This window comes from Acinetobacter harbinensis, assembly GCF_000816495.1.
GTDB lineage: Bacteria > Pseudomonadota > Gammaproteobacteria > Pseudomonadales > Moraxellaceae > Acinetobacter > Acinetobacter harbinensis.
In genome coordinates, this window is the sequence record NZ_JXBK01000001.1 from 2,061,872 (window position 1) to 2,072,542 (window position 10,671).

The 10,671-nt window shown below is 41.6% G+C and carries 11 protein-coding genes and 2 pseudogenes; 1 reads left to right on the plus strand and 12 read right to left on the minus strand.

Annotation, left to right across the window (positions count from 1 at the left end; genetic code table 11):
* Nucleotides 1–313: 313 nt before the first annotated feature.
* Nucleotides 314–619 (minus strand): annotated as a pseudogene (locus tag SE27_RS09630) (TIGR02594 family protein); the annotation flags it as partial.
* Nucleotides 620–702: 83 nt separating this feature from the next.
* Here SE27_RS09630 and SE27_RS13680 point away from each other — a divergent pair.
* Nucleotides 703–1,832, plus strand: a protein-coding gene (locus tag SE27_RS13680; RefSeq protein ID WP_148308931.1) for an IS3 family transposase whose coding sequence is annotated in 2 segments (ribosomal slippage) — nucleotides 703–955 and nucleotides 955–1,832 — 1,131 coding nt in all. Because the reading frame shifts where the segments join, the coding sequence is not laid out codon by codon here.
* Between the two features lie 70 nt (nucleotides 1,833–1,902).
* Here the strand turns inward: SE27_RS13680 and SE27_RS13535 are convergent.
* From SE27_RS13535 to SE27_RS13990, 11 genes and pseudogenes are all read right to left on the minus strand, one after another.
* Nucleotides 1,903–3,066: pseudogene (locus SE27_RS13535) on the minus strand (EpsG family protein); the annotation flags it as partial.
* Between the two features lie 156 nt (nucleotides 3,067–3,222).
* The gene (locus tag SE27_RS09655) at nucleotides 3,223–3,684 is read right to left on the minus strand and encodes a hypothetical protein (RefSeq protein ID WP_039622904.1); all 462 of its coding nucleotides are present in this window, start codon (nucleotides 3,682–3,684) and stop codon (nucleotides 3,223–3,225) included.
* Nucleotides 3,665–4,231: a hypothetical protein gene (locus SE27_RS09660; protein ID WP_039622906.1), complete on the minus strand. Its 567-nt coding sequence runs from the start codon at nucleotides 4,229–4,231 to the stop codon at nucleotides 3,665–3,667. The genes SE27_RS09655 and SE27_RS09660 overlap by 20 nt, the downstream gene beginning before the upstream one ends.
* An 11-nt stretch (nucleotides 4,232–4,242) precedes the next feature.
* Nucleotides 4,243–4,443 carry a hypothetical protein gene (locus tag SE27_RS09665; protein WP_039622908.1) on the minus strand — a complete coding sequence of 67 codons (201 nt, stop codon included), beginning with the start codon at nucleotides 4,441–4,443 and terminating at the stop codon, nucleotides 4,243–4,245.
* 3 nt (nucleotides 4,444–4,446) lie between these two features.
* On the minus strand, nucleotides 4,447–5,253 hold the full coding sequence (locus SE27_RS09670) for a hypothetical protein (protein ID WP_039622910.1): 807 nt from the start codon (nucleotides 5,251–5,253) through the stop codon (nucleotides 4,447–4,449).
* The gene (locus SE27_RS09675) at nucleotides 5,237–7,489 is read right to left on the minus strand and encodes a portal protein (protein WP_039622912.1); all 2,253 of its coding nucleotides are present in this window, start codon (nucleotides 7,487–7,489) and stop codon (nucleotides 5,237–5,239) included. The genes SE27_RS09670 and SE27_RS09675 overlap by 17 nt, the downstream gene beginning before the upstream one ends.
* Nucleotide 7,490: 1 nt before the next feature.
* A complete protein-coding gene (locus tag SE27_RS09680) occupies nucleotides 7,491–8,780 on the minus strand; it encodes a PBSX family phage terminase large subunit (RefSeq protein WP_039622914.1) in 1,290 nt (429 codons plus the stop codon).
* Entirely contained in the window at nucleotides 8,755–9,231 is a 477-nt protein-coding gene (locus SE27_RS09685; protein WP_052251730.1) for a terminase small subunit, read from the minus strand. The genes SE27_RS09680 and SE27_RS09685 overlap by 26 nt, the downstream gene beginning before the upstream one ends.
* Before the next feature lie 2 nt (nucleotides 9,232–9,233).
* Nucleotides 9,234–9,719 carry a phage protein NinB gene (locus SE27_RS09690; RefSeq protein WP_039622918.1) on the minus strand — a complete coding sequence of 162 codons (486 nt, stop codon included), beginning with the start codon at nucleotides 9,717–9,719 and terminating at the stop codon, nucleotides 9,234–9,236.
* Complete coding sequence (locus SE27_RS09695) at nucleotides 9,719–9,994, minus strand: DUF968 domain-containing protein (RefSeq protein WP_039622919.1); 276 nt, start codon at nucleotides 9,992–9,994, stop codon at nucleotides 9,719–9,721. The genes SE27_RS09690 and SE27_RS09695 overlap by 1 nt, the downstream gene beginning before the upstream one ends.
* Nucleotides 9,987–10,157 carry a hypothetical protein gene (locus SE27_RS13990; protein ID WP_171160682.1) on the minus strand — a complete coding sequence of 57 codons (171 nt, stop codon included), beginning with the start codon at nucleotides 10,155–10,157 and terminating at the stop codon, nucleotides 9,987–9,989. Before SE27_RS13990 ends, SE27_RS09695 begins: the two co-directional genes overlap by 8 nt.
* Nucleotides 10,158–10,671: the final 514 nt, after the last annotated feature.

Consider the following 10,671-nt stretch of genomic DNA (forward strand, 5'->3'; position numbering starts at 1 on the left):
TTTTGGATCTTATATAATCTAAATTAAATAAGATTAAATTTTGGTAGGTATAAGCAGACTCGAACTGCTGACCTCTACGATGTCAATATTGTGCCCTAACATATAGAATAGCTTTGATTTTTAATAATTTTATAGTGTTTTAAGACCAACAAAAATACACTATTTATGCAAAACTAAGACTATAAAAATCAGCATGTTATTCACTCATTCCCCGAAAGGTTTTTGGCGAGAATTTAGCAACGGCGTTATATGTATTTTGTTTGAAAGTGGATGCTTTGAGAGATGATTAAAGCCCTCACTTGAGGGCCATCTTTTAAGCTTCACTTACCTTTGTCGCAGTCACACCTGTCATAATAGGTAAATCATAGCGATGTTGTGCTGGACTTCCAGTTAAACCATACCAACGGAATTCTTGAAAATCTGATTCAGCGTATAGAGCATAACAAACCATGTTCGATTGATTGCCACCAATACAGACCAGTTTACGTGTTTTCTCATCTCGCCCCACCACAAAGCAAACGTGACCACCGCCCTGACGTGCTTTAATTGCCACACACCCGTAAGCAGGTCTTGAGAGTTTAGATCCGTAGTTCACATAATCAAGAGCACGATATTGATGTGGATCTATGATTTTAGACCACGTCTATAAGTGATAATCTACTCCCCAATAAGCATGGGAAATGCTTGTTTCTGGAGTCAACCATGACACGAAGAAAACGTCGTAATCACTCAGCAGATTTCAAAGCTAAAGTTGCTCTCGCAGCAATTAAAGGCGACCACACACTCGCTGAGCTTTCTACTCAATTCGATTTACATCAAAATCAAATCATTGATTGGAAAAATCAACTGCTTGAGCAATCGATCAATATTTTTTCACGACCAACAGCACAACAAGAACCAGAGATTGATCTTAAAGCTTTACATGCCAAGATAGGACATCAGGCATTGCAAATTGATTTTTTAGAAGGTGCACTCAGAAAAACAGGGCAACTGAGCGGCAAAAAATGATCGATAAGACCCATCAACTTTCGGTACGACAACAATCGCAATTGATTCAAATCAATCGCAGCACGTTGTATTACAAGCCCAAAGAGATTTCATCAACTGATTTGAGTTTAATGCGTCTAATTGATGAAATTCACATCGACTACCCATTTATGGGCAGTCGAATGATACGAGACATGCTACAGCGTCAAGGATATCAAATAGGTCGGCGTAAAGTCCGACGTTTAATGCGCTTGATGAGAATACATGCCTTGTATCCAAAGCCCAATACCAGTAAGCCTAATCTTGCACACCGTATTTTTCCATATCTTTTGAAAAACATGGTTATAGATCACTCTAATCAAGTCTGGTGTACAGATATCACGTACATTCCTATGGCTAAAGGCTTTGTCTATCTGTGTGCGATTATAGATTGGCATAGTCGTAAAGTACTGGCTCATAGTGTATCGATCAGTATGGAAACAGACTTTTGCATAGATGCGTTGCAAGAAGCAATTGTGAAATATGGTTGTCCTGAGGTGTTCAATACAGACCAAGGCAGTCAATTCACAAGCGAGGCATTTTTGAATGAGTTAAAATTGCGAAATATCCGTATCAGTATGGACGGAAAAGGACGGTGGATGGATAATGTGATGATTGAGCGTTTATGGCGCAGTGTGAAGCATGAGGAAGTCTATTTGAAGGCTTACGATACGGTTAAACAAGCAAAACAATCAATTGCTGAATATTTGGATTTTTATAACACGATACGTCCTCATTCAAGCTTGAATAAGGCAACACCAAATGAATTTTATGATCGACATTTACCAAAAGTAATGGCAGCATAATTTAAATATTTAGAGCGGATTTATCACTTATAAAACTAGATTGAGTGGTCTAATTAACGGAACCACATCAATACCAATGCTTCGGATATTTTACTCCTGCCACTTTCAGGCAATGAGCAATAAAAGTGCCGCACCATGCTGTTTCATCTTCTGACCACCACGCGCCCAATGATTTAAGCCAACTTAAAATGGTTGAATTATGAGTTTTGCCAGAAACTTCTTTTAAGCCGATGTGTCTTTTGGCCTCAATCATCCAAGCCAGATCATTTGTTTTGATCGGTGTGGATAAAAGGCTGTTAATACCGCTTAGCTCTGGTGTGTGTATCTCAGGCTGCTTTTTGAGTCGCGCAAGTACCATTGCTACGCCAACAAAGATACCGACATATTCTTGCCACTGTGCAGGAATGAGGTTCTTAAGGTCCTGCGGGATGATACTCCAAAGCCCTAAAAACTGCTCTGAGAATAAAATCAGGGCGTAAAAAAAGGCGCTAATTGCGCCTACCTGTGAACCAAGAACACCAGACCCACTTTCTTCTGTTTTATTGGAATATGAGGTGAATTTAGATTCAATATGATCTTTTAGAACAAACAAAGCTATTGCAAAAACAATGATGAATCCCACAATAGTTAGCACTTTAATCCACTTGCTCTCACTTTTATCAAAAACTTGCGCAATATAATAAGGGCCAATCAAAAGAGCTGACTGGATGTGAATAAACATTGCACCAAAAAATAAAAATAATTTTTTATTGCCTGAAATCAATAAAGCTAAAGCTAGAAATATGAAGCTAAATTTTAACCTCTCTGCTGCAAAAAACATGACGATTAAATAGTAGTTTGTTAGCAGCAATATTAAAAAAACATGTCTATGCCAGACAGCTTTATAGTTCTTAAAAACAAGAATCGAAAAAATAAAAGTTAAAATAGCATTTGCTATTGCAATATATAAATCTTTGTCAAGGAAAGCATTGGCTAGCTTTGATAAAATAAAATACCCTGGCTCTGATGATGCTAAAGTCGTTTGATAGCAGTCGAATTGTTGACTAAGTGTAAGTGACTCATAAAAACAATATTTATAAAAATCTCTGTAATAGAACTGATCGCCATCAATGTAATATGGAAGCACGAATAGACTGACAATAAAAACTACTGCAGAATAGAATATTGCGTAAAAAAAAGGTTTTTTTATCAGCATTTTGGTAGATTTTAACTCAATAAGTTTTCGTATTATCATGTCAGTTGCATTAATTTTCAACAAAAACCCCGCCCCCAAAACAGACGGAGTTGCACAAAAAAAACACCAAAAAGGATTTACTTCCAAATAATCAACCAGATCCGCTTTCACGCATCTTGATTATTGATTGTAATAATGTCTCTTGATAGCTTTAAATTAAGTCCAAGCCGTGCCGCTCCAATACTTAAGAGCACCTGCAATTGCTGCAACTTGACCTATTCGAGATTTAAAAGCTGTTGGCGCTACAGCCCACAAATTTCGAGACCCATTAATAGTGTCATCACCCGCAGTCACATTAGCACCTGATGTAATGTAGTTTATACCTACGGATTCAAGTTCATTATCATGCGTAGAGAATTGAGCTAAATTGTCAGAAGCAATGTACCAATCCCAACCTTTTATATCGGGAGATTTAAAACGATTGCGACGTATCCGCCCACCAGTGTTTCCAGCACCTAAGATGTGAAAAACATAACCAGAACCAGAGACCGAGCGAATACAGTCACTCTCGTCAATAGTCCAGTCCCTTGAGTTGCCACTAACCCGATACACATGACCCGCAGCGCCAGTTAGATTGCGAATGGTATTCCCACCAGCTTTAAAAGCGATCTGTGTCAATAAATCGAAGTGCAGCCCCACCAGTTACATTGCAACCATCACAAATATTGGACGCACTAAATGATGAATCGTGCGAACGCAAAAATTGAACAAAGAAATTAGAAACGTCTTGAATTGTATTTCCAGAAACATTTGCAAATTTAGCATCTGTACAAAGAATGCCCTGCCCGACTTTATAGATATTATTTGAACTTACTATTGCGTGAGTAGCATCATTTAAAGTAATGCCAGTCGTGCTATATGTATCATTGTATAAACCGTTAATAATGTTTCCAACGACATTAACTCGACTGTCAATTGAACTCCCCCCACCTTCTGGATAAGTGTCAATTGTAATACCACCTGTTTGATTACCAACACATATATTAGAATTGACTAATACATCTTGTGTATCTACAGAGCAAACGATCCCCCAGCCGCCTTGATTGACATAATCTTTACGGTTTCCGTAGCAAAGATTTCCGATAATGCGTGCCTTCTTAGTGGTTGAGCTAACTACTATCCCACTTCGTTGTGAATCATGCGAAGTAATGCCAATTACCGACACATCAGCACCGCCTAGTACTTGTATATTGTCAATACACGGCCAGCAGTTGGGATTTTAATCTTTACCGTATCGCCTTTTTTAAAGCCTTGAACATCAACACCAAATTCGTCTTGGCGGCCTTTGTTGATATTTGCAATGAATGGCGCTTCTTCTTCGAGAATCTGCGCTGCCATGCGTGCAATCATTTGATGCGTTAAAACTGTATTAGCCATAATTTATTTACCCTTTCGTGATTGGATTTCGTTTTTGTACCATTCTGCATCGCTCATCGTTTCTGGATTGCGAGCAATAGCTGCACTTGCCTTGACCGTTTTAAGTGGCGGTGGGGCTTTTGTTACTTTTGGAGCAGATACTTGTTTGTTTTGCTTGGCACCGATTAATTGGCCAATTTTCGCAGCCGCTTGAACTGCCGACATGCCGGACAATTCGTAATACAGGTCATCGTCACCAATAATGTCGGCTGCAAGACTGAGCGTATCTTTTGCGTTTAAGCCGAACTGATCTAACTGAACTGGCAGTGGTGGCAAAGATTCAGCCTTTTGGAACAGCCCCTGAACATCAATGCCATCATCCTGTAGCTCAATTGCTGCGGACTCGTAGCTTGATGATCGTTCAGCTACACCCTTCTGATCATTCTCCTGCTTAAGCTTGGCCAAGACGCGAGATTCGGCTTGTTCGATGAACCACTCCTGCTGCGCCTGTTGGTAATCTGAGTAATCCTCAAAGTCCTCAATTTTTGGCGCTTGGCTTGGCGGTGGTGCGTTCTGCCGTGACTCTTGCTCAAGCTTGAACTGGCGCAATTCCGCATTTTCACGCGCTAACTGCTCAATTCGCTCTTTTGCACGATTCTTTGGCTTAGGTTCTTCCTTGGGTTCTTCGCCTTCGACCACTTTCGGCTGTTCGCCTTCTTCGGCTTCTGGCTCACCTGATTCCGGCACCCATTCGACTTGCTCGGTTTCGACTTCTGCACCTGTGTTTTCCGTAGCGGTGGTTTCTACGATGTCGTTAGAATTGGGGTCCATCTTGCTGCTCCATTGGTGGCATACCACCATTTTCGATCAATGCGCTTTCCCCGATCTGATCAGGACTGGGAGCGAGGTTTTCAGGTTGAGCACTTTCTTCAGGCATTAAAAAACCCTGCTCAGTGGCAGGGCTTTCAACTTCTGTTTGCGACATATCAGGTGGCGGCTCAAGTCCTTCTGATAGCGAGGTATTCTGTGCTGTGGTCGGGGCATAGTTATCTACACCCTCACCTTGTTGTAACCAATTTTGAGGTGTATTGCTGAGATCAATACGCTGCTTAAGCAATTCAACAACACCGCGCAGCTCTTGAACATCGGAGCGACTAGATGCATTGATTTGTGCAACCTGAATATCTTTTTCGGCCTGCAATTCAACCTTCATCATCTCAATATTTCGGTCAGCATTCTTATCGTTAAGTTGCATCTGCAATGATTCAAGATCCGCAGTTAGCTTCTGCACAAGTTGATCAAGCTGCGTGATTTGTGCCTTAGCTTGTTCAGGATCAATCTTGTCTTTGCCGAGCGCCTGCGGTGGTACGAGCATTTTCACACGTTCCGCAATCTCTTTAGAGTTCAGTAAAGGCGAGTTCATGATGATCAAGTCAGCAACAATATTAAATAGCGATGGATTGCTTTGTACAAGCTGCATCATCAATGTGAATGATTGTTCACGCTGAGTATTGAAGCTTGGTCCAGTATCCATGCGAATATCGAAGCGACCCAACGACATATCATTCAGCACGCCATTGATCGCCTTAGACTGCTCATCTTGGTTTTCCGGTTGAGCGTTCAATTTAACCAGTTCACTTTCACCATCAGCACCAATAATTCGACGCACCATTTCAGTGTCATAAAGAATCGGGAATAAGCCGATTAAAACACGCGCTGAATGACGAATAGTTTTGTTGATATTGTCTTGAAAGTGGAACTGTGCAGTATCAGATTGACGTTGAAGTAAGCCAATAGCTACACCTGACTGCTGATTAACGTCTTGCCCCATCTGTGGTGCATGCATGTTCAGAATGTCAGGAATTAAAGCTTTAGCCGACTCACTTGCATTCAGGATACCAACTGGCGGAGCTGCTGCTCCAATTTTCGTTGGGTAAGGAATCACATTTCCACTGTCATCAGTTGCTTTAAAACGCAAGTACGCCGCACTTGATGGATTACGCCATTCGTCAAAGCCAGCGATACCACGATCATCCACAATGGTCATTTCATCTTGGTTCTTCTGCAGAATATGCGCTTCGGTTGACTTCCAGTAATTGAATAAACGTTGTGGGTCTTTCGCAAAGTGAACCAGTGAGAAAATATGGCGCTTATTCTCAACCCAAGTCACTTCGCCATAAACAGGAAAGATTGGAATGTATTGACCGGGGAACACGCCTTTTTCTAACACCTTGGTACCTGAAACTTTGGCCCATTTGATTTCAGTGCGTGACGTTGATCGCTCAGTCTCAATCATCTGTTCCAATTCATCTTCAGGCACCTGTTCAAGCAACACTGATTTAAACTCAATCGTGCCATCTTTAAGCAGTAGCAACGTATCTGCGATTTGCTCTTTGTAGAAGTATTCAGCAATACATACCGTTTTATCTGTGTAGTTAGACCAATCAGAGTCGGCATCGGTCTCGAAATCATCTACAGCATCCTTACCATACTCTTTAATGACCTGATCTTTATCAACCCATTCACAGACCAATGCCTTCGCCATGTCCGAGCCGTCAAGCGCCTTGGATAATGGGTCAATCAAAACAGCTTGAGGATTCTCAACTGGTTTGAAGCGCGGCTCTTGGTTGAATGACTTCTCATTAATATAATCAGTGACAATACGATAAAAGCCGACTGCTGCGTGAACCTGATTCGCGGCCGCTGTATCCCGGGCATCTTCAAAGTTCGATGATTCCTCAACGTCTTTGATTAAGCCCTCCAAAACTTTAGCAACCTCAGGATCAGCGCCACTGTCAACCGGTACAACTTTGGCTTGTGGTCGGTTTTGACGCATCGTATTGATCTGCTGCTGAACATAAGCCCGAGAGATATTAATCTCTAATGTAGGCTTGCCTTGAGCTTTACGCTTTGCAATTGCATCACCTTCCCATTGCGCTCCTTTGATTGTGACAAACTTCTTGTCCTCTAGGCCTTGATCGTAAATTTCTTGCCAGTAGTCCTGCGCGTCATCACGAAACTTTTTAGCTGCATCAAGGATGAGCTGATCTGCTTTATCTTTTGCCATATTATCCCATCCAAGAATTAGAGTGCATCGGCGGTGGCGGTGGGGCTGCCTTAGTTTTCACGCACATTTTATTAATATTCAAAGCGCCTTCACCAAATGCATCTGAGCCATGTGAAGCCCAGTCATGCACAGCAGTCGCTTTAAATTGATCTAATTTATCGTTAAATTCACGACGATAGTTTTGCAATGCTCTAACACCGTGTTTGCATTTCTCAGCATCAAACCAACAGTTCTTAAGCATCTGTCGTGTTGCTTCAATTCGATCCTCAACACCTAATCGAGCGCCTTTGGTCATGCGATAACCAAGTGTCGCCATAGTCTGCTCACGACTCACACCACTTGACAGATCACGCGCAGCAATATCGTGCGGTGCAAAGTGTTTATCGTAGTTGTAGCCATATTCCTGCTTCTTCTCATCCAGTATTCGGGCGTAATGAGATAAAGGCTCGTCACTGGCTTCGTAGTAATCAATCGCACGAATCTCTTTGCCGTAAATCTGGAATAACCAAATTGCAGTAGGGTCAAGAATCCCTAAATCCCACGATGTGTAAGTAGGCAAATTTGGATCATGTGGGACTTTACAGATGCGGTGTTCTTTTCTAATCGCTTCAAATTCAGCTTTATAGATTGCACCATCTGCGATTTCTTTTGGTGCGCCAAGCCAGACATGCTCATACTTGTCATAATCATCGTTTTTCATCTGCTCAGCCTCAGCAATCATTTCAGCCGGACAACTCTTATTTTCTGTGTAGTTGACTTGAATGCGCACAGTGTCATCCCTGTGCTTAGCAACATACTCGGCATATACAGCATCGGTTGGAAGCTTCGGGTTAAGGCTCATAACAATCATTGGCTTTTCAGTGCGAATAACAGTTGGTACCAAAATGGACAGCGAGAAAGAGCTGACAGCCTGTGCTTCCTCAATCCATGTGATTGTTGCACCCTCAAAAGACTTGACCGACTCGACAGTGTGGCTAAGCAATCCGGAAAAGAAAAACTCTGTCCCATTGGCGCCACGAATCTCTGTGTCTAGGATTTGATAAAAACCACCAAGTCCCAATGCTTCGATTCGATCTGATAGAAGTTTATGCACAGATTTCTTGATTGACTCTTGAACCTCACGACAGCAAAGAATGCGGTGCTTTTTTCTCGCTCCTTCGATAAGCAGGAAGTCCGCAATTTCCCAAGACTTCCCGCCACCACGACCACCATGAAATACATAGTTTCGCTTGTTATTTTGTAGGTGCGTGTAAAGCGGCTTGAACTTACTTGGTACTCGCTTCTCCATCATCTTCAAATACCACCTTGATTCCTAACGAGCTGCCGTCTTTACCGGTTAATTCAATCTTGTCTTTAAACATGCCTAAGTGCTTGCCGAGCAATTCAAGACCTTTTAGCGCACCAGTCTCTTTAAACTCAAACAGTGGAACTAAATCACCTTCAGGACCTTCAACTAAAAGTGGTGAGCCATCTCTTGCTTGAACCGCTTCTTGCTGCATACAACGCTCAATAACCTTCTTAATATTAGTAAGCACATAATCTTGGGTAATTTCGGTGCGCTCAGTAAGTTTGTTTCGCGCTTCTTGGATAGCTTTTTGAATATAAGGTTTTATAAGGTTCTCAGCACCAATGACCGCTGCTGTCTTTGCACTATATCCCACACGAATAGCGGCTTGCGTAGCATTCAGGTCTATCAGATATTCTTCGACAAACCTTTGCTGTTTGGGCCTTAGGTTCGCCATAGTTAATACTCCAATGCATACATCAAATCATCAGGTGTGCTTAGGTAGCACCCATGCTTTAAGCAGAACGCATGAATATCGTTCAGGTACTCGGTAAATTGTTCGACACTTGCATCCGTCGTACTGATCAACTCATTAAGGCCACTGGCCACTTGCTCGTACATTGGATGCTTCTCATTCTTCAGCGTCTTAACTGCATCGAATGTCTTACGATACTGACCAACATCATCACGATAGAAAATAATTGAAAGAATCTTCTTCTTGAAAAATAGGTGCTCTGAATCTTTATCGGTGCCTTGATGCTTTGACCATTGAGTTAAGAATTTCCAGTACAACCGATTCTGCGCAACTGTCCGATCATCCTGCTTCTGATCGATCCTCACCACCAATGGCTTACCGTCGGCAATCGCATTAGAGTGGTGAGTGTTTAGATAGCCAATCGTTTTTGTGATTTCGTAGTGTGACTTGATTTCAAATACAGCCGCCATCAAAACACCTCTTTATCTTCCATGCTCAACATGCGATTAGTCTTACCCAGCATCTGCATAAACCATGCTTTCGACTCATCACGATTCATTGAGTGATATTGATCAAGCCACTGGTGGCATTTCACGCACAATGGAATGGTAAATTGATCATCGGCCTTAATACCTCGACCTTTACCATGTTCCGACCAATTACTATGAGCTGCTTGTGAGTTTGGATTACCACACCTCACACATGGCAGCTTACGAACCGCAGCTAATCTTTTGGCATCACGCATTCAGCATATTTCTTAAATTCTTCGACCACTCTTTTAATTGATTGATCTTCTTATCGACAAGCATCATTTCATCACGTGACATCAATCCACGTGATAGCGCCTGCCATTTTGTTATTTCGGTTTCGTATTTTTCAATATTCCGTTTTGCTTCCACTCTATCCATACCGCCAACCTTCCGGTATTTCCGGATAGTTCAAATAAGAAAAGAAAAGCCCCATCAACATCTAGAATGCGACAGGGCTTTATGTGCCGTAATACGTTCGGCTATTGTTTAACTTTGTCACACTTGCGACATTCAATCTTGTCTGTGTATTCGTATGTGTGAATGCAGAACAATCGTTTTAAGAATCGGAACATTTGATTATCCTTTTTATGTATTTCTGATACACAAGCAACTTTGTCTCTCTTTTAGATAACTCAAATCAAGCAATCTACTAAGTCAAAATGTCCGTAAAAATGTCAAAGTAATTTAAATACTTATCAGCTACATGCGGAACAATTAAGTTTAATCATGTTAATCATTATGTCGAACTAAGAAAGATTCCTTCCTAGTTAAGCAAGCAATGATCAAGCAATCTAATCTGGTGTAATTCCACCATTTTAAAAGCATCGAATTCGATGTACTTAAATTTTGGATAAAAAAAGCTCGCATCTTGGGGAAGGTGCGAGCTATAAAA

Bases quoted from the DNA above. Each gene is read 5' to 3' on its own strand.
- SE27_RS09690 (WP_039622918.1), bottom strand. From the start codon at position 9,719: ATGGCGGCTGTATTTGAAATCAAGTCACACTACGAAATCACAAAAACG.
- SE27_RS09665 (WP_039622908.1), bottom strand. From the start codon at position 4,443: ATGGCTAATACAGTTTTAACGCATCAAATGATTGCACGCATGGCAGCG.
- SE27_RS09685 (WP_052251730.1), bottom strand. From the start codon at position 9,231: ATGGCGAACCTAAGGCCCAAACAGCAAAGGTTTGTCGAAGAATATCTG.
- SE27_RS13990 (WP_171160682.1), bottom strand. From the start codon at position 10,157: ATGGATAGAGTGGAAGCAAAACGGAATATTGAAAAATACGAAACCGAA.
- SE27_RS09695 (WP_039622919.1), bottom strand. From the start codon at position 9,994: ATGCGTGATGCCAAAAGATTAGCTGCGGTTCGTAAGCTGCCATGTGTG.
- SE27_RS09670 (WP_039622910.1), bottom strand. From the start codon at position 5,253: ATGGACCCCAATTCTAACGACATCGTAGAAACCACCGCTACGGAAAAC.
- SE27_RS09675 (WP_039622912.1), bottom strand. From the start codon at position 7,489: ATGGCAAAAGATAAAGCAGATCAGCTCATCCTTGATGCAGCTAAAAAG.
- SE27_RS09680 (WP_039622914.1), bottom strand. From the start codon at position 8,780: ATGATGGAGAAGCGAGTACCAAGTAAGTTCAAGCCGCTTTACACGCAC.